The sequence below is a fragment of the Peribacillus sp. NPDC096379 genome (assembly GCF_044762875.1).
Lineage (GTDB): Bacteria > Bacillota > Bacilli > Bacillales > DSM-1321 > Peribacillus.
Genome location: NZ_JBIWFD010000001.1, coordinates 1,777,611 through 1,800,025 on the forward strand (window position 1 = coordinate 1,777,611; position 22,415 = coordinate 1,800,025).

Annotated in this window: 29 protein-coding genes; 3 read left to right on the forward strand and 26 right to left on the reverse strand. The window is 33.2% G+C overall.

The genetic code is table 11. The annotated features are described in order from the left end of the window. Positions 1 to 144: 144 nt before the first annotated feature. The 9 genes from ACIQZI_RS08410 to ACIQZI_RS08450 all read right to left on the reverse strand — a co-directional run bounded on the left by ACIQZI_RS08410 (position 145) and on the right by ACIQZI_RS08450 (position 4,986). Positions 145 to 330 (reverse strand): hypothetical protein, encoded by a 186-nt coding sequence (locus ACIQZI_RS08410; RefSeq protein WP_403071568.1) that lies wholly within the window; start codon positions 328 to 330, stop codon positions 145 to 147. Between the two features lie 183 nt (positions 331 to 513). Then, complete coding sequence (locus tag ACIQZI_RS08415; RefSeq protein ID WP_403071571.1) at positions 514 to 645, reverse strand: AAA family ATPase; 132 nt, start codon at positions 643 to 645, stop codon at positions 514 to 516. 717 nt (positions 646 to 1,362) lie between these two features. Beyond that, positions 1,363 to 1,650: a hypothetical protein gene (locus ACIQZI_RS08420; RefSeq protein ID WP_403071574.1), complete on the reverse strand. Its 288-nt coding sequence runs from the start codon at positions 1,648 to 1,650 to the stop codon at positions 1,363 to 1,365. A 72-nt stretch (positions 1,651 to 1,722) separates the two neighbouring features. Continuing rightward, positions 1,723 to 1,890 (reverse strand): hypothetical protein, encoded by a 168-nt coding sequence (locus ACIQZI_RS08425; protein WP_403071577.1) that lies wholly within the window; start codon positions 1,888 to 1,890, stop codon positions 1,723 to 1,725. Between the two features lie 45 nt (positions 1,891 to 1,935). Next, positions 1,936 to 2,283 (reverse strand): hypothetical protein, encoded by a 348-nt coding sequence (locus tag ACIQZI_RS08430; RefSeq protein WP_403071580.1) that lies wholly within the window; start codon positions 2,281 to 2,283, stop codon positions 1,936 to 1,938. Between the two features lie 203 nt (positions 2,284 to 2,486). Further along, positions 2,487 to 3,059, reverse strand: a complete 573-nt coding sequence (locus tag ACIQZI_RS08435) for a nucleoside/nucleotide kinase family protein (protein WP_403071583.1) — start codon at positions 3,057 to 3,059, stop codon at positions 2,487 to 2,489. Between the two features lie 147 nt (positions 3,060 to 3,206). After that, a complete protein-coding gene (locus tag ACIQZI_RS08440; protein WP_403071586.1) occupies positions 3,207 to 3,776 on the reverse strand; it encodes a GNAT family N-acetyltransferase in 570 nt (189 codons plus the stop codon). 167 nt (positions 3,777 to 3,943) lie between these two features. Continuing rightward, a complete protein-coding gene (locus ACIQZI_RS08445; protein ID WP_403071589.1) occupies positions 3,944 to 4,360 on the reverse strand; it encodes an NUDIX hydrolase in 417 nt (138 codons plus the stop codon). Between the two features lie 143 nt (positions 4,361 to 4,503). After that, positions 4,504 to 4,986, reverse strand: coding sequence for a hypothetical protein (locus ACIQZI_RS08450; RefSeq protein ID WP_403071592.1), 483 nt, complete (start codon positions 4,984 to 4,986; stop codon positions 4,504 to 4,506). Positions 4,987 to 5,708: 722 nt separating this feature from the next. On the opposite strand from ACIQZI_RS08450, the gene ACIQZI_RS08455 reads away from it, so the two are divergent. Then, positions 5,709 to 6,323 carry a Type 1 glutamine amidotransferase-like domain-containing protein gene (locus tag ACIQZI_RS08455; protein ID WP_403071595.1) on the forward strand — a complete coding sequence of 205 codons (615 nt, stop codon included), beginning with the start codon at positions 5,709 to 5,711 and terminating at the stop codon, positions 6,321 to 6,323. A gap of 183 nt (positions 6,324 to 6,506) precedes the next feature. On the opposite strand, the gene ACIQZI_RS08460 is transcribed toward ACIQZI_RS08455, so the two are convergent. From ACIQZI_RS08460 to ACIQZI_RS08475, 4 genes are all read right to left on the reverse strand, one after another. Then, positions 6,507 to 6,728, reverse strand: coding sequence for a hypothetical protein (locus ACIQZI_RS08460; RefSeq protein WP_403071597.1), 222 nt, complete (start codon positions 6,726 to 6,728; stop codon positions 6,507 to 6,509). 125 nt (positions 6,729 to 6,853) lie between these two features. Beyond that, on the reverse strand, positions 6,854 to 7,324 hold the full coding sequence (locus tag ACIQZI_RS08465; RefSeq protein ID WP_403071599.1) for a GNAT family N-acetyltransferase: 471 nt from the start codon (positions 7,322 to 7,324) through the stop codon (positions 6,854 to 6,856). Positions 7,325 to 7,724: 400 nt separating this feature from the next. Then, positions 7,725 to 9,020 (reverse strand): MFS transporter, encoded by a 1,296-nt coding sequence (locus tag ACIQZI_RS08470; RefSeq protein ID WP_403071601.1) that lies wholly within the window; start codon positions 9,018 to 9,020, stop codon positions 7,725 to 7,727. A 76-nt stretch (positions 9,021 to 9,096) separates the two neighbouring features. Continuing rightward, positions 9,097 to 9,723, reverse strand: coding sequence for an ArsR/SmtB family transcription factor (locus ACIQZI_RS08475; protein ID WP_403071603.1), 627 nt, complete (start codon positions 9,721 to 9,723; stop codon positions 9,097 to 9,099). Between the two features lie 437 nt (positions 9,724 to 10,160). On the opposite strand from ACIQZI_RS08475, the gene ACIQZI_RS08480 reads away from it, so the two are divergent. After that, entirely contained in the window at positions 10,161 to 10,673 is a 513-nt protein-coding gene (locus ACIQZI_RS08480) for a DUF4871 domain-containing protein (protein WP_403071605.1), read from the forward strand. A gap of 269 nt (positions 10,674 to 10,942) precedes the next feature. Here ACIQZI_RS08480 and ACIQZI_RS08485 read toward each other — a convergent pair whose 3' ends face one another. From ACIQZI_RS08485 to ACIQZI_RS08540, 12 genes are all read right to left on the reverse strand, one after another. Next, entirely contained in the window at positions 10,943 to 11,419 is a 477-nt protein-coding gene (locus tag ACIQZI_RS08485) for a GNAT family N-acetyltransferase (RefSeq protein ID WP_403071607.1), read from the reverse strand. Positions 11,420 to 11,659: 240 nt separating this feature from the next. After that, entirely contained in the window at positions 11,660 to 12,565 is a 906-nt protein-coding gene (locus ACIQZI_RS08490) for a PhzF family phenazine biosynthesis isomerase (RefSeq protein ID WP_403071610.1), read from the reverse strand. Between the two features lie 600 nt (positions 12,566 to 13,165). Further along, a complete protein-coding gene (locus ACIQZI_RS08495; protein ID WP_157279481.1) occupies positions 13,166 to 13,342 on the reverse strand; it encodes a hypothetical protein in 177 nt (58 codons plus the stop codon). A 230-nt stretch (positions 13,343 to 13,572) separates the two neighbouring features. Continuing rightward, positions 13,573 to 14,766, reverse strand: a complete 1,194-nt coding sequence (locus ACIQZI_RS08500; RefSeq protein ID WP_403071614.1) for an oxalate decarboxylase family bicupin — start codon at positions 14,764 to 14,766, stop codon at positions 13,573 to 13,575. 422 nt (positions 14,767 to 15,188) lie between these two features. Next, the gene (locus ACIQZI_RS08505) at positions 15,189 to 16,067 is read right to left on the reverse strand and encodes a serine/threonine-protein kinase (protein WP_403071616.1); all 879 of its coding nucleotides are present in this window, start codon (positions 16,065 to 16,067) and stop codon (positions 15,189 to 15,191) included. A gap of 195 nt (positions 16,068 to 16,262) precedes the next feature. Next, the gene (locus ACIQZI_RS08510; RefSeq protein ID WP_403071619.1) at positions 16,263 to 16,817 is read right to left on the reverse strand and encodes a DUF3221 domain-containing protein; all 555 of its coding nucleotides are present in this window, start codon (positions 16,815 to 16,817) and stop codon (positions 16,263 to 16,265) included. Between the two features lie 386 nt (positions 16,818 to 17,203). Next, positions 17,204 to 18,217: a S66 family peptidase gene (locus ACIQZI_RS08515; RefSeq protein ID WP_403071622.1), complete on the reverse strand. Its 1,014-nt coding sequence runs from the start codon at positions 18,215 to 18,217 to the stop codon at positions 17,204 to 17,206. 175 nt (positions 18,218 to 18,392) lie between these two features. Further along, positions 18,393 to 18,740 carry a VOC family protein gene (locus ACIQZI_RS08520; RefSeq protein WP_062183203.1) on the reverse strand — a complete coding sequence of 116 codons (348 nt, stop codon included), beginning with the start codon at positions 18,738 to 18,740 and terminating at the stop codon, positions 18,393 to 18,395. A gap of 515 nt (positions 18,741 to 19,255) precedes the next feature. Beyond that, positions 19,256 to 19,510 (reverse strand): NUDIX domain-containing protein, encoded by a 255-nt coding sequence (locus tag ACIQZI_RS08525; RefSeq protein WP_403071625.1) that lies wholly within the window; start codon positions 19,508 to 19,510, stop codon positions 19,256 to 19,258. A 10-nt stretch (positions 19,511 to 19,520) separates the two neighbouring features. Next, the gene (locus ACIQZI_RS08530; RefSeq protein ID WP_403071628.1) at positions 19,521 to 19,979 is read right to left on the reverse strand and encodes a putative iron-sulfur cluster-binding metallochaperone; all 459 of its coding nucleotides are present in this window, start codon (positions 19,977 to 19,979) and stop codon (positions 19,521 to 19,523) included. 36 nt (positions 19,980 to 20,015) lie between these two features. After that, positions 20,016 to 20,411: a mercury resistance transcriptional regulator MerR1 gene (gene merR1 / locus ACIQZI_RS08535; protein WP_403071633.1), complete on the reverse strand. Its 396-nt coding sequence runs from the start codon at positions 20,409 to 20,411 to the stop codon at positions 20,016 to 20,018. 453 nt (positions 20,412 to 20,864) lie between these two features. Further along, positions 20,865 to 21,284, reverse strand: coding sequence for a GNAT family N-acetyltransferase (locus ACIQZI_RS08540; protein ID WP_403071636.1), 420 nt, complete (start codon positions 21,282 to 21,284; stop codon positions 20,865 to 20,867). Between the two features lie 320 nt (positions 21,285 to 21,604). On the opposite strand from ACIQZI_RS08540, the gene ACIQZI_RS08545 reads away from it, so the two are divergent. Further along, on the forward strand, positions 21,605 to 21,745 hold the full coding sequence (locus ACIQZI_RS08545) for a hypothetical protein (protein ID WP_403071639.1): 141 nt from the start codon (positions 21,605 to 21,607) through the stop codon (positions 21,743 to 21,745). Here the strand turns inward: ACIQZI_RS08545 and ACIQZI_RS08550 are convergent. Continuing rightward, the gene (locus ACIQZI_RS08550; protein ID WP_403071642.1) at positions 21,742 to 22,410 is read right to left on the reverse strand and encodes a DUF4097 family beta strand repeat-containing protein; all 669 of its coding nucleotides are present in this window, start codon (positions 22,408 to 22,410) and stop codon (positions 21,742 to 21,744) included. The two genes, ACIQZI_RS08545 and ACIQZI_RS08550, sit on opposite strands and share 4 nt — an antisense overlap. Positions 22,411 to 22,415 lie beyond the last annotated feature (5 nt).

The window sequence follows — 22,415 nt, forward strand, 5'->3', positions numbered from 1 at the left end:
GAACATTATGTATCCTTTTCTCGTAATTTCGTCGTTTTTCTTAACTTTAAGTACAATTTTTCACAATGTGCTTCGTTCGTCGTAATTAGGAACAGGTGATAGTATCTTAAAGTATGGCACCCATTCGTTTAAGAAAATTGAACCTCACTCAATTCTGCCAAATTTCTTCTGTAATCTGTCTTTACACTCATTCCAAGTAGGAATAGCTTCTGCTTCCCAATTAATTAATTCTAATTTATCTGCAATATTTCGTGATATTTTCATTGCTTTTAAATGATTACCATTATTTCGAAAGACCTTCATATGTTCCTTGCTTTCCCATACTTCCAACTCTTTAGCTGGTAAAAAATTCAAATGTTGTTTTAGCTTCAGATGGGCCCTCGATTTTTGTTAACCATAATGGAGCCGAAATGATGATTTTAGGTGGTGTGTTTCTTAATTCTTCAAAAGTTGTATTTTTATTAAAACCATCAACTGAAAGACGCTTGCCTTTTTCAGTGTTAAAAAGCAACTTTAGGGCTTTGATAAGAGTTGTTTTCCTGCATTATTATGGCCAATAATAACATTTGCACCTTCATGAAACTGAATGGCTATTTCCTTTTTAAATGATCGGAAATTCGTTATTTTTAACTCAGATATGTACATGCTATCCCCCTGTTATTTTGTAGAGTACTTCTTAAAGCATATAAATCTCAAATAATCTTAATATCTACTACTATATAAATTTCTTACTTTGTGGAATATTACTTTACCAATGCATCTTGTCCCTCTTTAAAAATTATGATCCAACAAGTACCTTTGTTAGGGCTATAAGCTGAAAAAGAAACATATAAAGAGAATCAATATTGAGTTGTTTAGAACATTTTAGAAATACCTCTTTCTAATTAAGAAGTAGCTTCATCAATCGGTCATAATTATCACCTTTGTATGTTAAATGATAACACTTATTCTTTCTCCTTTTTCTTCAACAATCGTCCAATATACAATTTGGGTAACTGGAGCTCCCCTTTCATCTTGGCTTTGGGTCGCATCCTAATACTTCCAATTTTGAATAAGCATATAATGTCTGATTTATATACCGATCTACAATCCATTGCAGTCCATTAAACTTGCCATATAAGTGAAAGGAGTAAAGAGAATGTTTTCAGACTACATTTCTGATCTTAAGATAAAGGAATAACGCTAAATACAAATATCTCCTATATGAATGTTTTAAATATATAAAAGGTGACATTGTATTATTCTGCCCTGTTACTTGAATATGAAAAATGCTTTACTCCTTATTGAAGTAAAGCACCCGTTAGTTTAAGTTCATTTTTTCACATTATTATGGGTTATACATTAAACATTTAAAGAATCAAACTAATAATATAATGTCTTTTTCACTCTTAATTGAGGATTCGTAATTAATTTAGCTTTAGCAATCCCTCTCTTAAATCTTACATTGTTTAACCATTCAACCATTGCATTTGCGTCATAATTAGGGTGAATTTTTTTTCCATTTTCTAAAGCCCAATATTCTGTATTCTTTTCCTCATCAAAAATCCAATTTAGAAAGCCCTCCTGAATACAGGTCATTTTCCTACCTACTTTTGTTGAACAAGAAATGTATTGAATAAAATCGTCACCAAAGTCGACTTTAATAATCACAAGAGTTTCAACTCCTTTAAAAATTGTTACTACTTATTTCAGAAACGTACCCGTTAATTTTATAATAATTTATTAATCTCTTCCCGTATTTGATTCATTAATCAATTTACTTATATATCCCACTATGTATTCTCTCTGAGTTTTTTCTTCAATATCATTGTTGTCAACAAGGTCTTCAATAGCCTTATTAATGATGTTCCATAATGGAGTATTTTCAAATTGCTTATATGGATGAGACATTGTATATTTCCTCCTTCACTCAAGCCCGGTTAGTTTAGTATTAAACTAATCAGTTGGTTCTTCTGCCTCGAAATAGGAATGCCAATTTTCATAATAATCATTTTCAACTTCTTTCCAAAATGCAACGATTGGAAAACCACGAACAGTCTCAATTTGAACTACTTCGTCAATCATTTCTCTAGCAGATGTTTCTCCCAAATCCCTAACAACTACCTTTTCATCCAAAGGAAAGTCTTGCACTCTAAATTTTTCCATTTCCTCATTGGAATACCCTGTAATATCTCTTAACCAGTAAATAGCAACTTCTTTACTATGACTTATCACAACTTGAGTAACCTGGAATTTAAAATCATCAGTTATTGCATAGGCTTTTAATTCTTTAACCTTTTTCATTGCATTAATACTCCCAAATTAAGATTCTCTAACCTTTTATGCCCATTATATTATATTTTGGTTCTTCCACTAAACTGCCCCGTTAGTTGAAGTAATGGGTTTTTCCGAATGTATGATTTTGTATATTTTCGTACATTGAAAAGACCACCAAATTGGTGGTCACGTTGTTGAATTAAAGCGCCCGTTACTTTAAGTGTAATGTTTCACAATTTTTTTACTTGAATATTCTTAAGAGGCAACTCTTTTTTTAAATTATCAAAAATCATATTCGCAACTTCGGTTACTTGTAATGTACCATCAACAACTAAGTCAGCATTTGGCTTAATCATTTTAAGCATATTAAGATAAGCTCTTCTTCTAGAAATATAATTTTCCATATCAAACAAAATATTATTAGTGGAGCTATCCCTAAAATCTCTAAGTACTCTACGTACCAAAGCAATGTCTAATGGAGTATCAATAAATACGGATAAATCAATATATTTACTTAATTGAGAATGCTTATAAGAAAATGGGAAGTCTATGACGATATTATCGAGTGGTTCAGCTAATAACGCTTTTAAATCGTTGACTAAAGGAGTTAAATCCCATTCGTTAGGGTCTCCTCCTTTATCAATCCAATCCACAATGTCATCTGGACCATTGAAATCATAGTCATCAAATAAAAGAATCTTTGAATTATGTAATTTCTGATTTAAAAGTTTTGTAATTGTTGTTTTTCCTCCACCAGATACAGCAGCAATAGCAATAACAAATGGTGACTTTCCTTTATTCATAGTATCCTCCAATGCAATTTGTTATTAACAATATCTTCTTTAATATTCTATGTTATTCCGACTCTTTCCTTCTTCAACTAAACTGCCCCTTTAGTTCAATAAGAAAAGGAGTTGCCGCGGCAACTCCTACTTGAATTCAGGCACCCATTAATTTAACAAGAACTCTTCTTTAAGGATTGAAAATATCTTGGTATCCTTAAACTCTCCTTTAATAAATTCATTTTTTCTTAGAGTACCTTCATAACACATACCAACTTTTAACATTACTTTCTCAGAACCAACATTATCAATATCACATCTGCCTTGAATACGATTTAATTGAATTGTTTCAAATCCAAACCTGATTAATTCATTAATTGCTTCAGTTGCAATACCTAATCCCCAATAGTTCCGATTCAGCACATAACCTATTTCTGCATTACTGTGTTCATTCGACCACTCAATAAAAGAACACGTCCCGATTACTTTACTGCTTTCTTTATGAATTATCGCTAAGTCACCAGTTTGACCTTTCTCATAATTTCCGATAACAACGTTAACAAAATTATTGAGTGTCTCTTCTTTAGATTTATTAACTTCCCAAGTCATATGATGAGCAACTTCAGGGTCTGAAGAAAACTCAAATATATCCTCAAGGTCATTTAACTCAATTTTTCTTAAAATAAGACGGTCTGTTTCAAAATTAGGTATAGTTTTTAAAAACGCCTCTATTTGCATATAAATATCCCCTTAAATATAGTAAATTTATTACCTATTCTATCGTTTGTATTTATTTTCCTTCTTCCACTAAACTGCCCCGTTTGTTCAATAAGAAAAAAGAGCTGCCTAAGCAGCCCCATGATTTTTAACTAAAGCGCCCGTTAGCAAAATAAGAAAAAGAGTAATTATTCTTTTTGTAAAGTATATTTTGCACCCGATTCGTTAAGCATTTTTGTAATTCCTTCTGGATGATATGGCATTAATCCGTCTGCTTCTTCTAAACTCATCCATTCAACTTTTATGATATTTTCTTCATGGGGAATTTCTTCAGGTCGTTTTGTAATTTGACTATGATAAGTAATAAAATAAACATGATTTTTATCTATAAAAGCCTCGTTCAAAGCAACAATATTGCCAACCTTAATATCGTATCCTGTTTCTTCTTTAACTTCTCTTACAGTTGCTTCTCGTAAGGTTTCTCCTGCTTCAACTGCACCGCCTGGTAAAGACCATGTACCATTCTTGTTGAATACCATTAGGATTTTGTTTGTGTTTGTATCAAATAATAATGCATAGACAACATCAACTCGCTGAAAATCCATTTCTTTATCCCTCCTTCACAACAACATACTTTCTCCACCTCTATACAATTAACCTGCTTCGTTACTTCAATAAGAAAAAGGCTTTACTCATTAATCAAGTAAAGTACCCGTTAGCTAAAGTGAGTTCGCAAATTTTTATTTCTTTACTTTTCTAATAGGGAAAAAACAAGTATCAATATGAATCCGACTACCAAAGTTGCAAATGGAAAAATCAAAGGAAAAAATAATGACGGATAAACTTCAAAAGCGTCTGTATAATAGCCGATCGAACGAGGGACAACGACACCAGCATTCAATAATTCCGTCTGTAATGCGTCTCGTTCGGTAAAGCTAAAAAATTTATTGTTTAAATTTCCTTCTTCATCTAATGCATAGAGGGTATACTTTAACTTCTCCTCTGGAACCCAACCAGTTATATCTCCGTTTGGTATCTCTTTTTGCAATTCTCTTGTTTTCTTTAACAGTATAATAAATTGAGTTTTATCAACTTTATTATCTATTAACATTAAATATGCAATTTCTCCATAGTATCTATTTAAACCTTCTTCTTCCACACGTATTGGATAATCTTTTAACGTATCTATTTCCAATCCATCTAATTTTAGCGATAAATCTGCAATGCCCATTTTATTACTCCAAGGGTCTATATGACTTTCCTCACCTTTTATTGTTTCCTTAATCTCTACAATATGGTCTTTAAAATTAAATGTAGATTCAGTAGGGGGAAACCTTCGTTTACATTTGTAATCCTATAATCTTCATTCATTTTTAATTATGAATGAGTTCCATTACCATTTTTGTGCTTATTGGCAGAGAAATTAAAAATAACTTTGTGCCTATTAAAAAGAATACTAACTTTTTTTCATATTTATTTCACCTCTAACCTAAATTTTAGCACCTTTGTATATCGAAGTATAAGTTCTTCCTTAACTAACCTGCAACGTTAGTACAATAAGGACTGTAAATAATTTATTTATTTCTTCAACACCTTAAAAAGTTTGAATAATAGGCATCCCAAGCCAACTGTTATAGCTAATAATAATAACGGAACCAAGATATTCGAAATCATAAACTCTCCTCCTAATATTATTTATTTCCATTTTTACCACAAAACCCAAAGTGGTTATAAATGCTTATTGTGCTAACCTGCCCCGTTAGTCGAATAAGAAAAAAGCTACCGTAGCAGCCTTTATTAATCTCCTTGAACTAACAGATGCTTTAGTTCAAGGAGATTAATAAAGGCTGCTTTCTAAAGGATTGTTGTTTTAAATTAAATTCCTGGTTTGTTTAATCATCTGTTAAAATAAGGATATATTTAAACAAAATAGAGTAGAGAAGGGGGCTGATTATGTTGAAATTTTTACTAACCTCTAATGGTTTTTATACAGGTGCTATTAAAAACCAATTTTTAAAACTCATTGACGGTAAACTTGGCGAATTGAAGGTTGCTATAATTACAACTGCCTCACCACAAAAGGCGAATAATAAGTTCGCACAAAAGGCGAAAGAAGATTTTAGGGCAATGGGGTTCAAAAACATTAATTTCATTGATTTAGAGTTCGATAATCCAGACAGTCTTTTACAGAAAGATGTAATATATATCAATGGTGGAAATCCGTTTAACTTGTTATTCCACACTAAGCAGAGTGGTGCAGATAAAATCCTAAGAAATTTAAATTCAAGAAATGTAGTTGTTGTTGGAGTTAGCGCTGGTGCTGTTCTACTTGGTCCAAACATCAAAGTCGTTCATTTCTTCACTCCTCAGATGAATACAATATATACAACAGATTTTTCAGCATTAAAATTAACGGACAAACTTGTTTTTCCTGACTACGATAGAGAGGATTTGTTTAAGGATAATACAGCCAAAACAATTGAAGATAGATTAAAAGAATTTGAAAACCTTGAAAAATGCGAAGTTACGAGACTTAAAGATGACGAATATATCTCAATAGACAAGTAAATTATTGACCTCAAAACAGAGTTCTTTCATTATGCAGTTCATAACATTTCAACCGTTGTATAATTTGATTTTTGACACGCCTTTTTCAAACACTAAAGTATTTGTTATTTCTTTTCTTTCTACGAAACCCTGGCCTTCCTTTTCATTGGTTTTAATGAAAAGCTTCATTTCCCCGCATTTTTACTAAACATCCGCAAATACCCCTATTTCTTCTATTCCTTTTACTTCAGTTATTTCTTTATCTTGAAAAATCATTTTAGATATAGCCACAGCTAACGGTCTAGGGGTTCCTGCCTGAAAAATCACATCTTTTTTTGAATTATCAAGATAGAAAATGGAATGAATGATTAATGGGTCTTGATACAACGATTCATTCCAATAAAAATAACTTTCATAGCGTCTCAAAAACTTGTACCAAAAATCTTTATAAATGTATGGTTTTGTATATTTCCGCTCATTGAAAAGACCAAAAAATTGGTGGTCTTACTGTTGAATTAAAGCATCCGTTAGCTGAAAAAAGTAGAAAATTTTCAACTAACCTTTTTATAAAAACTAAGGGTTGTATTTTCATTTAATTTCTTATTAACACCTGTTTTTTCGTATCCCATTTTTTCGTATAAATAACAAGTACGTTCTTCCTCTAAAATTGTAGCTAATTCCCAAGTCATTGCTTTTGGAAACATTTTTTCAACAAAATTTATAGCCTTCTGAGCAATCCCTTTCCCTTGATATTCGGGAAGAACAAACATTGGACTTATCCAAAATTGTACTTCTTCTTTCCAAAACACACAGATTGCACCTACAAGGATGTTATCGTCCAAAATTTTATAAAATCCACCGTTAGGGTTATTTATTCTCTTAATTACTCCTTCTATGGTTTCATTTGCTGGATTTGTATTGTAATCCTTATATTTGTCCAACAGTGGCACAAAAGCCTTTACCTGAATATCAAAAATAATTTGTGCATCTGTATTTGTTGCTTTTTCTAATCTAAGGTCCATTAGAATCAACCACCAATCTATTTGATTGTAGTAATATTCTACAAATTCACGAATTAACCTTCTTCCATTAACCTACTCCTTAGTTGAACAAGAGTTTTTTCTGAAGGTATGATTTTAGTTATTTTCGTACATTGAAAAGACCACCTTAAAGGGTCTTCTTCTTGAACCGATGTCACCCATTATCTTAATAAGCTAGATTAAAAAACTCCTCTTATTTTATTTCAAGAGGAGTTTACATAATCACATGTTATCTGTACTGAAAAGGATCTTCCAAACGAAGATCCTTTTAGCTGCTTGTTTAATTAAAGCGCCCGAAGGATTTAGCAAAATGCGATTTACAGCGTTAAGAGTTATATACCATTTAAAAATGGCCTCCCACCTTAAGTGAGAACAACAATCTCTAGAAGTTACGCGTCCCTCTTTCAAGAACAAAAATATTTTGCTCCTCAAAGTTAAGCCTAAATGTTTTTGCGCTCATTTCTTCCGCCTTAGGTAGTGCCCTTAATGCTGGGTGAACAAGCCATAAAATGGCTATACATAGCACTCCAAATCCTGTAAAGCAGAGAGTCATTTTACTATTAACTATAGTGGCTAAGTAACCACCTAATAAAGATCCTATAGGCATGACGATAACACTCAAACTATACATGACTGAGTTAACTCTTCCTAAAACTCTATTAGGAATCACCGATTGCGAAACCCCTGCAAATAATACATTTACCGCACCAATCGGTATCCATGCTAAACCAAAAAGCAAGGTTGTAAGTATAGGTGATGAAACTAATGCTGCAGATGTCCAGCAGCATGCCCCAAGTGTAAAGCAAACAATGGATAAGATACCGACACGATATTTTCCAAGTAAGGAACCCAATAACGCACCAATTAAAGAACCTGCGGATAACGACGTTAATAATACGCCATACATTGCCACTCCGCCTAATGTATCAGAAAAAGAAGGCAGTATAGCCATGGTCATGCCAATACCAAAGTTAGCAATTGAAGATCCCACTAAAAATACCCACAGTAATGAATTAAAAACGGTCGAAAACCCTTCCGTTAAGTCTTTAAAATAAGCCTTTATGGATAAATTTCTATTTTTCTCTTCTTTAGAACTTTTATCTGTATCCTGGGTAACTTTTAGTAAACTAAAAAAGATAGCTGCCATAGCAAAAGTTATAGAGTCAACGACGTACAAACTTATTGCTCCTACAGCTGCTACCAAAATTCCGGCTAAGGCATTAAATACAAGATCCACTCCTTGATAAGCAAAGGAAAAAAGCGAGTTCCCTTTTATTAAATCTGATTTACTAAGGATTAAAGGAAGTGCTTTTGTCTGAGTTGGATAAGCAAATTCCTCTATAAATGCAATAATAGGCATAACGATTAAAATTAGTTGAATGGAGAGAAATCCAAATAAATAGGAGATTGGTATAATTAAAATGAGTACAGATTGTAGAATTTGAGTAATCACTAAGGTCTTTTTGATACTCCACCTATCCACAAACGGTCCTGAAAGAAACTGCATTGCTTTGGGCAGTAATATTAAGAAGCCCGCCAGACCAGTGTAAAAAGAGCTTTTACCCAGTTCATACACAAGCCACATGGATGCAACATAATAAAGACTATCCCCCATATTAGTAACTATTCTACCTAAAAATAAGTGAAGAAAGTTTTTGTTTTGTAGTAATAAATTCATTATTTACCCCCTAGTTAAATTTAGTTGAATCGGTTAATTTTTTTTAACATAGTTATAAAAAGAAAAAGGAGTAGTGTTACTCCTCGACTTTATTACTTTTCATATCATCCATTATTGGCTCATCAATTTGGAAAGCCATTGTAGAAATATAATAGATTTTGCTATCAGGGTGGCTTGTATGGGTCTCTTTTGTTATCTCGCTAAATTCTTGCATTAAGGCGAAGTACTTTTTTATCCAATCTTTAAAGTGATCTTCTTTTGCGGAAAATTGCCACAAGGATCCTACATAATTCCATTCAGAAGGGTCCTCGCTAGCTTTATTCAATTTAAAAGCGTTCTCGGGTGCTGAAAGAATAACACTTTTGGTTCTTTCAGCCATTTGCAGAAGCATTTGTCTGGAAGTTTCACTAATATCTGCAAGGTTTGGTAGTAATTCTGCAGAAGGTGTAAAACCTCTGGCAACAGATTGATAAAACTTCTGAATGATACCGTTCTTCTCCTCTTTCTTTACAATTGAAATGAGTTGATTTTTTTCTAGTTCTTTAAGATGATAGTGAATTTTTGCCCGGGATAAATTAAAGTACTCAGATAACTGTTGACCTGTATATGGTTTTTCTAACAAACGCATCATCATCTCTGCCCGTAACGGATCACTAAGTGCTTTTAATTGACTGTACTCTGTTAAGGTTAACATTGGTTTCATAAAATCAACTCCGTATTATTAATTTACACGGTAAAATTTATTTAACTAAATGATATCATTTAGTTATTCTTCAAACAAGATGAAATGTACTATATTGGATGATAATCTCTTTTTAGAGTTTTTCTCTCTATACAGTCCACGCTTGGGAGTTTTTTGAATATTTTTGAATTAGCGCTTAAAACCTGTTAAAGGAGGGTATCAAAACCTCACTATTCCTAGCGTTAAGGCTTCTAAGGAACATATGAATGCTCTATACATTATTAGTTAACATAAAGTCTCTTATAAGCATAAAAAGAACCTTCACAATTGAATATCCTTTTTAGCCTTTTTATTTTGATTTTCAACTAATGTTGAAAATCAGTTTAAGATAAATGGTTGATGTGTGGTATAATTAGAAATAATAGGAAATTATACTTTGTTTTTAGGGGGATGATTCTTTGAAAATAAAGTCTATGGTACTTATTTTCTTAAGTGTGCTTTTTTGGGTTGTAGGTTGCTCTACAAATGAAACAGTTGAAAGTAAGTTGACTTTGCCTGAAGATATACCCGATTTTGTGCAAATAAGTGATTTTGAAAAGGTAGATTGGGATAGAACCGTTACCGAATTTGACACAGGGACACGAAATGATATGGTTGGTAATAAAAATAAACTTGGAATTATAGGACCGGAATTAAAACCTAATGAAGTAGAAAAGTGGTTGTGGCATTTTTGGGGAATTGATAAAGGTAAATTTACAGTCGTAGGTTATAATCAAAACACTTCAAAAATAACCCCCGTTTTAAGTGATCCTACTTGGTCGAGAAACGGTGTTGGTGGAGGAAAGATTGAAGGAGCAGATGCGAGTATGCCATCAAATGTTGTTTTACCAGAAGCAGGGACATGGGCACTTTTAGTTTATATTGATGGTAACTTATTTGATACGTTGATTATGGATGTTAAGGATAAATAAATGAATTAGCACCGTCCGAATAATAGGAACGGTGTTTTTAGTTTATATAAATACGGCCATAGTCTTTGCAAAAGGAAGTTCGGTCACATTTGGCTATTATCAATGTTCCCAAAGGACTGAAGGAATACTATATACAAATCTAGTTAACATAATAGCAATATTTCGGTACTTCCGAAATATAAACCCCCTTGGTGCTCAAGGGGTTCCGAATTGTCCATTTTACTCGTTTATGCATGTTTTTATACAAATTTTCTTTCACTAAACACCTGTTAGTTTAATGATTTTTGCATTCTAAATCTCGTAATTGTATCCTCCTCTTCTATTCTTAACAACTCAAATCCGTGTTTTTGATAAAAGCTTATTGCCCTGCTGTTTGTTTTAGATACTCTTAGTTGATATTCATCCACATTATATTTGCGAAAGAAATTCTCCACATATTCTATTAGTTTAGCACCGTAACCTTTTCCTCGATATTCTGGGATTAAATAAAATAGATTAACATATCCAACTTCTTTATTCTCAAACGACTTAACCTGCAACTCAATTTGACCTACTGGTTCCCCGTCTATTTCGACTAACACAAGCCCATTTGGATATTTTATAAGCCTTTCCGATATCTTCTTCAAATAACTGTCATTATCCCCAAATAAACTCACATCACTAAAACTAATAATGTAAGAATCTCTTCTAAATGTAATAATAGTTTTACTGTCTTTTGATATGTCGATACTACGAAATGAAAACAAATTTGATTCCTCCACTTTTTATCCCATTTATTCGCAATTATTATACACCATCGATGCCATCCATCTTAAACTCCCAGTGAGTTGAATAAGGTGTTTTTACAAATGTATGATTTTGCATATTTTCGTACATTGACTGTGATTTAGCCACGATAATTGACCTTATAGGCAATAAAAAAGATCTTTCAATAGGATCCTTTTATACTTTCTTATTCCACTTAAGCACCCGTTAGTTGAGTAATTTTATTCACCTTCTAAACAAACATCGAAATCTTTAACATGAACTGCATTACCAGTAATTTCAACATCATACGATTCATTGCTTTTCCAAATCTGCACCATAACTCGACCATCTTTTTGAATTTCATGACCTTGCTCTACTATAAGATTTAAATACTCTTCAATATTGTTGTTTTTTATGTATTTTGCAAAAAATGCTCCCATTACCCCCGAAGCAGTTCCCGTAACCGCATCTTCAATTGTGCCAGAGGATGGTGAAGAAAAGTGTCTCGCGTGCATATCAGCACTAGTATCATAGGTTTCCATACAAAAAGGATGAATAGATGATTTGGGCATTTCCTTCAAAATAGCAGGGAATTCCTTATTATTTGGTTTCATCTTTTTAAAAGCATCAAGTTCTTTTACTGGGATTAATAGTGTCCAAGTACCTGTACTTCCATATAGAATCGGTAGGTCGTCATGAATATCTGATTCTTTTAATCCTATCGAATTAGCTAAATCTTCTTTTGAACCATTGAATTTTTCGAATTGGGGGGAAGCTTGTTTCATTGTTATAAATATTTCGCTTTCAATAGTTGATTTAATTTTTATCGGCAAAATTCCTGCTCTTGTTTCAATTGTAAAATCCGTTTTATTCCCCAATAACCCTTTTGTCTTTAACGCATAAACAGTTGCCATTGTTGCGTGACCACATAAGTTCATTTCGTGCCCCGGTGTAAAAAAACGTATTCTAAGGTCAGCTATTTCTGATTGAACTGGAAAAGCAGTCTCATTAAATCCTACTTTGAAGGCTATTTCTTGCATTTCTTTATCACTTAGCTCATCTCCGTTTAAAACTACTCCAGCTGGATTCCCTTTATTAGGTTCTTTACTAAACGCATCATAATGATGAACCTTTATGGTTTTCACATTACATTCCCCCATAGTTCTATTAAAAAAAGTCTTCATTATTTTACCATTAGTTACTACGTGCTTGTTGAACTATCCTGCACCGTTAGTTTCAGTACATTTTTTCACAATCTTAATTGTTATTTTAACATAAATATCCAAATAATCTTTTAAAAAAACTAAAGGATCATGTGATTTTAATCAAACTTTTTTACAAATTATCAATCTTTAATATAAATTATCAAATTTTATTACATAGCAACAGTATGGTGTATGTAGCATTTTAATAAAGTTTAATTAAAATAAAATCACATACCCTGATTTATCAGCAAACACAAAAAACTCCTTTTTGAACAAAGATTGATCAAAATGGAGTTAATCGCTCTAACCAAGTATAAGATTTTTATAAAAGGTTTGGTCATATTCTACCTGTGTTGCTCAACAATCGCGCCCAATTGTGGAAGAACATAAGTACATTTTTTGTTAGACTAACGCCCCCCCGTTAGTTTAATTTCAAAGTTTCACAATATCTTAATAAATAAAAGTCCTTCAAGTTAATGATCTCATAGGACTCCTTAAGAACTCGATTCCAGAAGAAAATCATTCTTCCCCACGACAACCTCAATAAAATTTAATTGGTTCACATAGAACTCTTAATACTTTTTTATATAACTTAGTAACAGCGTCATCACTTAGGTAAGTTTCTAATAATTCCTTTTCGCCGTTTATAGCTTCCCCTCTTGCTTTTATAACGTTCTGTGTAATCTCAGCTGCTTGGTCGTAAATTGTCTTGTACATAGTAATCACCTCCACAACTCTATGGATGACAAAATGCTCAAATGTGTCGGATGGAGAAGGTCGGTTTACTGGACACGACAATCTCAACACAACATTCAATCTAATTCATAGGTTGTCTTGCGGAATGGTACTTTCAATTAAAAAGCTAACTGAAATTTTTTATAAAATAAAAAAAACGTAGTTTAACCCAAAGGAATATCATAAAATACGTCAATAAAATCAACTCTTATCTACTTGTTTTTAGGGTAGTAGGAAGACCCGGGGTATTTCACAACAGGCCATTTCTCCTTGCGAAGAGAATCGAGAAATTCTGATCCAACATTTAGGTTGCTTTGAACTAATTCTTTAGGCGTCAGTGCCATCCATTGATTCAGCGACACGCTTTCAAAGCGGTTGCTTTTGAACATCTCTAAAAACCATAACGTTTCGGGACCGGTGTTTTGAATATAGTGTCCAGTAGCAAAAGGGACATATCCGACATCACCAGCTCTATAATCAAATGTACGAGCTGCACCGTTTCCAGTAAATACAGTCATTCGCCCTTGTCCGGTAAGGTAATACTGCCACTCGTCATTATTGGGATGCCAATGAAGTTCTCTCATTGCACCCGGTTCAATCTCAACGAGTGCTGCTGCAATTGTTTTTGAAATTGGAAAGTTAGAAGCGTCCACAATTCGTACACTACCACCGGGCGTTTTAATTGGTGTTTGTTTCACCAGCTCGTGCTTGAAGGTTAAAGGAACTTCTTCAAAAGGTGACTGGACTTCTTGACTTTCCAGTGAACCGGGTACCTCCTCTTGATAGATATATACCTGTTCAGAAGGAATGGAGCTAAAAGCACTCTCTGGTACTCCGAAATTGGCCGACAAAACATCTTTTGGGGTATGTGCAAACCAATCAGAGATGGATAAGGTGGAAAGATCAGAAAAGTTTCCGTCATCGAAGACGAGCAGAAATTCACAATGTTCCAACCCTTGAATCGAATGTGGGATACCAGGGGGGAAGTACCAAATATCTCCCGGTCCGATGTCGGCAATAAAATTTCGTCCTTGTTGATCAACCGAAGTTATACGTGCCTTTCCTAAAAGCATATAAGACCATTCGGCTTGTTTATGCCAATGGAGTTCACGTATTCCGCCAGCCGTTAAACTCATATTTACTCCTGCAAGGGTGGTGGCGATAGGAAGTTCCCTCACCGTGATCTCGCGGGACCATCCACCATGATCTAATTTCATAGAAGTATCTGAGAATGAAAATTTCAAGTTAGGGAGCAAGCCTGCATCCGTAATAGGTGGGACGAGCATATTTGGATTTTGAAGATCCCGCATAATATTACGTGGTCCGGAGTCAATCCCTCCAGCTCCATCACTTCGGATAGGTTGAGGCACATTCCCACCCACTTGATTCATGGTTCGTTTTTCCATCACTACTCTCCTCTTTTATGGATTATTAAGGGAAAATTCTTTTTCATAGTATATGACTTGGGCTTAAAATAGTTACTGTGCCTATTGATAAAAAAACAGGGGATCTTATTTTCTTTAAAGGTTTTGTTCACAATCTGGCTCTTTAGTTGAACAAGGTCCCAAAGTATCAGATGAATACTCTATACAAATCTAGTTAACATAAAGTCAATTTTTCGGAACTTCGGAAACATAAAACCCCTTTGGCGCTCAAAGGGGTTCCGAATTGTCTATTTCTATCGTTTATACATGACATTGTTAATGAATCACCATTTTCGGCTTCTGAAAAAGCCTGGTAGCTGCATAAAAAAGGGGTGTTTTATGCAAATTATTCTTTCGCTAAAGCACCCGTTTGTTTAAGTACATTTGTTCACAATCATCTTAGTTCAAGATAGATACTTTTTAGAAGCTGATTCCCACGCTAAGTAGAATTCTTCTACTGTTGAATATCTGTCTTTTTTATCTTTCTCAACTGCCTTCATCGCTACTTCGTAAAGTTCTTGACCTGCACCCCACTTTAAAATTGAACGGTCAAGTTCTCCACCTAACAATCCAAATGCGATTGCACCCATATTAAATACATTAGTTCTTTCATCAATCTCAGCATCCAATTCAAATTCTTCAGGCGACATAAATCTTGATGAACCCCATAGTCTCCCCATCGTATTTATAAATGGTTTCTTCTTATAAAAATCAATATCACAAATCTTTGTGCTATTATTCTCGAAATTATATAAAATACTTCCATCATAAAAATCAATAGCTACATAGTTCTGCTTCTCCACATATACATGGAATTCAAAAATACATTTCAGTGATACTAAACGAAATTCAATAGGTAATTGTTTAAATCGAAAAAATGGTGAATCAGGATGTGTATATTTCTGTGGCGGAGGAAACGACCAATGAGAATGAAGACATTCCCCATCAAACCAATCGAATTCTAATGCATATCCCTCAGCAACTTGAAAATGATTTATTAATTTTATTAAATGTGGATGTTTCAACTTTTCATAAAGAGGAATTGACTGCTTTAATCTTGCTATTGCATCTTCAGGTTGTCCTGAATATTCTAAAGTCTTTGCCCCTGCATACTTCACAAACCTTTTAATACCACTTTTTTCGATGCCGAAACATATATTTCCAGAATCTTGTTCATCAAAGACACAAAACACTTCACCAAGACTTCTAAGCCATTCGAAATCATGTTTATCTTTTAATTGGAATGAAACACTATCTAAACTTATTATTTGTGTATCGTTCATTTAATACCTCCAAAAATATACTTGTTTTCTACATTAATGTTCTATACCATTTAATAAAACCTTCCGTTTTACTAACCTGCCCCATTAGTTGAATAAGTTTTTTTCGAATGTATGATTTGAGTTATATTCATACATTCAAAATACTACTAATTGTGGTCTTTCCCTCTCTCTCCGAACAATATTCTTTCCTCATGATTATTTATCATCTATATCAAATTCATACATATTTTCTTCTTGTTTAATATCTACTTTCCAAGTATCCTTTTCCTTATCATAAGTTATATTTCTAATGGCAGCTATCCAATTTGATGTAGATTCTGACTCAAGTTCTTTTAATGCTTTACGAACTACTTGCGATTCTGATAAATCGGCTTTATCCGGTTTATATTCTGGGAGAATCGTCACCTTTTTTGCTTTTCCTTGACCAGGATAGGATTCCAATATTGGGCCATCGGCTTCAACAAGTACTCTTTGACCGACCTCTAGCTCCTCTGAAGCTTTCGGATAATGATAACTAATTGCATCAAAATATTCTTTTTCTCCACCATTCGAACTAAAGTCGTTAGGGATAGCGTTTACCACCATCATTCCTTGTTCTTCTATGCTTAGAACATAAAGCCCTTTCTTGGAAGCTTTATCACTTGTATCCGCATTTGAGTCCGTCTTTTCTGTATGGCCATTTAATGAGCAACCCATCAAAAACAATAACACTATGAGCGATACTATAAGAAAACCTTTGCCTTTTTTCATTTATCGGACACCTCCCCTTTTTTTCTATATAATTCCACTTTATCATTTCCTTGTCCAACAATCCTACCTTTAGATAAATAAGGAGTTTTTCTGAATTTATTATTTTGTATATTTACGTACATTGAAAAGACCACCAATTTGGTGGTCACGTTGTTGAATTAAAGCACCCCGTTAGTTCAATAAGGTTTAACTTTATTTAGTTCTATTTCGGTACGATATAACATTGTCTTAACCCAATTATGAAACATTTCATAGTCTTCTTGGTCTGTTTGAACATTACCTAAGAATACGCCCTTAAATTCATTGCAATAATGTTCCTTATCACTAAATGGTTCTCTTAACTCTTTGTTATCTTAAAAAAATCATTAAAGAACACATCCATAATTTTATTTAAAAGTTTGTAACACAGTACCTTGACCATTATCTGATTCAACTTCAGCGTATGCTCCATTTATAAAAGTCATTTGTGGTGGAACATGACCGCAATCAATATCGTACAAAATAGGAATTTGAAGCTCTTTTGAAAGTTCTTTATAAACATCTTCAACTGTATAATTTGTAATAGCTGTATTAGCTGAACTTCTCCCAAACATAATGCCACTACAATCCTCAAACCAACCAGCTAATTTCATTTGCACGAGGGACCTACGCAAGTCAGTTGTTGATAACTCACAATTTTCGAGATACCAAATGACAGAATCTCCTTCAATATAATTCTCTTTAAAATTATGTACATTCCCATATGGTGTACCAATCAAATGTCTAATTGTATCAATACAACCACCAAGTAATCGCCCCTGTATCTTAACTTTTTCGTTTACAGCTGATTTCCAGTAAGTTTGTTCTGTTAGATTGAAAATATAAGGAGTAGGGGTATCATGTTGCCATTCTTTTTGATATTTTTCTGATGAATGTTGGAGAATTGATTCATTCATTTTGGTAGACAATACTGTTCGCCACATTGCTGTCGTATCATCAGAATACTCTCCTCTTAAATCCACTAAGTTGGTTCCGTGGGCTGTAGCAGTACCCGTTTTCAATGTAATTGCTAACAGTAGCAGACTAATATCAGAATAACCTAATATCCACTTACTTTGTATATTTTCAAAGTCAATATATTCAAGTGTCTCAATAAGTAGCTCTCCGCCCCAAGGAGGAATAATAAGTTGAATATTATCACTAAGCATCATTTTATTAAACTCTTCTGCACGCTTTTTAGCAGATGCAGACTTTTCCTTATCTTGAGTCCATGCAGTTTCTCCACAAATGAAGTTAAAACCTTTCTTTTCCACACTTTTGAATGCAGATTTTAACAAGGGATGTAATTCACTTGGGACTCCAGATGATGGTGCAGTTACTCCTATTGTTGCACCTTTTTCTAAGGTTGGATATTTTATCATGTTTAGCCACTCTCCCAACGCTTTTAGTAATAATAACATTTTAAATGTTATTAAAAAACACTTCTTTTATTACACTAACCTGCCAGTTATTCGAATAAAAAAAGCTGCCGTAGCAGACTTTCTTTACTGAACTAAAGCACTCTTTAGTTCAACAACAAAATTTATTATTATCCTATTACTTCTCCCAAAGCTCTATACGTCTTCCCTCCGGATCTTCAATCCAAATAAACTTTCCAAATTCATTAATCGTCTTTTCCATAACAAGGGGAACACCCATTTTTTCTAGATGTTTGATACTGTCATCCAAATTTTCAACTTGAAAGTTTAACATCACTTGTTGTTCTGTTGGAAAATAGCGGTCATCTTCAGAAAAGAAGGAAAAGATAGTTTCATTGCCTGATTGTGGTGTAATAATGGTACCATTCCAATTTTCAATTTCAATTTTTAGGACTTTACTGTACCATTTTTTTATATCCTCTAGATTTTTAGTCCTCCAAAAAATTCCTCCAAAACCCTTTATTATCATAAGAATCTCCTTCCTATCCCATTAGTTATTAATTTAAATTCTAGTTTTGAAAGCGAATTCCTTCTTTCACTAACCTGCCCCGTTAACTTAATACGCTAGATTAAAAAACTCTTCTTATTTTATTAAGAGGAGTTTACATAATCACCCTTATAGGTACTGAAAAAGGATCTTCGGTTGGAAGATCCTTTTAGCTGCTAGTTCAATTAAAGCGCCCGATTACTGAAGATCGAAAAATTTAAAAGAACTCTAAAAATTGTTCTTAGTTATGTGTTAAAGTACTCGTTAGCCAATAAAGAAATAGCTTTTACATTAACTTTTTACAAGCTTCTCCTTCAATTCAACCAACTTTTTCTTAATGAAAGGATCTGTATCTTCAGGTAATTGGTCCAACTTGAAAAATTCAGCTTCAATTGCTTGATTCTCATCGGATATTAATTCTCCTTCATAGTCCGTACATAAATAACCTATTGCAACAGTATGATATTCATCTTCACCGTTCTTAGGTTTTGTATTTAATTCCTGACCAGAGTAAACACCAATAATCTTAGAGAATTTAACATCAAACCTAAATCTTCTCTTACATTTCTTTTAATACAATGCTCAACTGACTCATTTAACTGCAATATTCCACCTGAAATTCCCCAAGGTGCACCTAAATATCTATACAATAATATTTCGCCTTTATTATTTATAATAGCTACGCTTGGTCGGACTATTATCAGTGGAGCATTTCCGAGCATTTCTCTTATATCTTCACAATAACCCATAAAATCCTACCTATGTTAATTGATTAATAAACTTTGTAACGTTTCCTAGGCAGCAACTACCTTGAGGGTTATTCACTTCACAACCACATCGGTTTTCCTTTATGTTCTCTCGAATATGTTCTACTGGATTAGCAGTAATACCTTTTTCAACATATTTCTTTATTTTCTCTTTTGTCCAGTTAAAACAATAACAAATCGGTGTAAGAGGCGAATCATCTTTTTGATAGACAGCTACCTTTATATCAGATAAAAGATACATGTTATTATTCGTATCAAAATACACTACATCACAATCTTTGGTTAGACAAAAATAGTGATTTTCTTTAGCATTTAATGTTTCTAAAGCAGATGGTTTAAGCATTGATTTTAATGTTATCAACTTTATATTTTTAACTTTATTTTTACAGGATGGACAAATTACAACATTTTCAATATTTATCTCTTTAGTGTTATTACAACAATTTGACATTATTCTCCCACCTTATTTTTATATTCTTTTTCTGCTCTAATTCATCAATGTTTCGATAATAGGACATTCGAAAATATTTTTGTTTTCAGGACATCTTTCTTTAAGGTCTGTCAACATTTGTTCAATTTTTTTAAGATCTTCAATTTTACGCTGGATGTCTTCTAATTTTAGAACAGTGAAATCATATATGTCACAGCACTTTGTTTCGTTACGATCGACAACCCCTAGTAATTTATCAATTTCATTTAAGGTAAATCCCAATTCCTGCATCCGTTTTATGAAATTCAATCGATCGACCGTTTGTAGAGAATACATTCGGTATCCTTTTTCGTTACGATCAGTTTCTTGAATCAAACCTAAACGCTCATAATAACGAATGGTCTCCTTGTTAACGCCACACCTTTCAGCCAATTCCCCAATACGATATTGCATCTATCTCACCTCATATAAAGTATAAACCCTGTACCATAGTACAGGGTCAAGAGATGTATTATTTACTAAGATCTACTTTCTTAAAATAAACTACCATTTTTCAATAAGCCTTAATCAACAATATGGCCCTTTAGTTGAATAAGATCTCAAAGAATCGAATGAATACTGTATACAAAACTAGTTAACATAATAGCAATTTTGCGGAACTTCCGAAATATAAAACCCCTTGGTGCTCAAGGGGTTCCGTATTGTTCATTTTCATCGTTTATACATGGTTGATGAATCAACATTTTCGGCTTCTGAAGAAGCCTGGTAGCTACATAACAAAGGGGGATATGCAAATTCTTCTTTCACTAAAGCTACCCGTTAGCTTAATAAGGAAAAAGTTTACTTGGAGAATAATTGTTTTAATGTTTATTGATTTCCTCTCCTAAAATTTTAAATCTATTATGTCTATTTTTTAGAAATTACAGTAAACATCCCTGTCATGTTGGGTGAGAAATCTTTAAAATCATATTTTTCATAGAACGATTCTTTACCTTGTGATGCAAACAAACCAACAAACGCCTTATCTGGGGCATTCGTATTTAAGTATTTAACCAAAAGATTCATTATTTCCTTTCCAATACCATTTTTCTGATAATCTGGATGAACCACTATATCTTGAATATAGAAATAAATAGCCCCATCGCCAACAATTCTCCCCATACCAACAATTTGTTCATTATCCTTGACTGTGATGCAGTGAATAGAATTACTTAGTGATGTTTCCACCACTTCAAAATTCATATAATTAGTCCATCCCACAGACTCACACAAATATTTGTATTCTTCCAATGTTGGTATATTATTATCAATCTTATATTTTTCCAATGTATTTCCTCCAATACCTCAAATTTCACCATAAATATATTCGACACCGTTTTATTTACTCCTCTACCTCAGCTAACCTGCTTCTTAGTTGAAGATGGGGTCTTTTCAAATGTATAATTTTGTATAGTTTCGTACATTGAAAAGACCACCAAATTGGTGGTCACGTTGTTGAATTAAAGCACCCCGTTAGCTTAAGTGCATTATTTCACAAACTCTAGATATCCTTTCAGATATTACAGGAATGCTGCCTCATTAGTTCAAAAAGTTCAAGAAAACAAGCATCAATTTTTCTTGAATCTTAGGTGTACGCTTTCCGTTCCATGCGCGTACATATAGCGGGGGTTATTTTAAGTCAAGTACATGTTTTGGATATGACCCATCATTTTGTTGGCTTAAGCCTTGGCATTATTTCATCAACTAAAAGTATATTAGAGATTAAATATTCAAGCGAAAAAGATTAATCAACAAATTCGAGGTTTATATCACCATTATTAGTGCTGACGTTTAATGTCTTATCACCTCTACTTTTATTTGCAGGCAAATTACTCTCTCCTTTTTTTGCCTCGCTTAATATAGCGAAATCATCATAAGAACCTACAATTGAGCCACTAATATCACCATTTTTTGTTTCTAAAGTTACTGTAGTACCTGCGTTCAACTTGTCCAGTTGGATATTACCGTTGTTTATCTTAATATTCACTGCACCTGCAAATGAAAGTGGGGGCAATTCAATCTTTTCGTTTGATGTTTTTAAAATCAGATTTTCTATAGACGCATCAGGTATCCATACCTGAATAGTCCTGTATTCTTGAGCAGCTTTCCCACCAATGTAATCGTCCCAATCTTTTTGACTTACATACACCATGGATAATTCTTTTCCGTCAGATAAATCAATTTTATAAAATTCTTTTTCACTTTCATTATAAGAAATATGAATTTTTTCATCTTCAGACTGAAAAATTTCTATTTTTCTATCTTTAACGTCAATTGTAATAGTATCAACTTCTGCAGCTGAAGTGACATAACTTTTTTCCTCATATGTTATAGGTTCAGAGGAACAGCCAGTTAGTATTACTGACAATGTAATTAGTACACTCATAGCAAGTTTTTTTGTAGCATTTCTCATTTTTA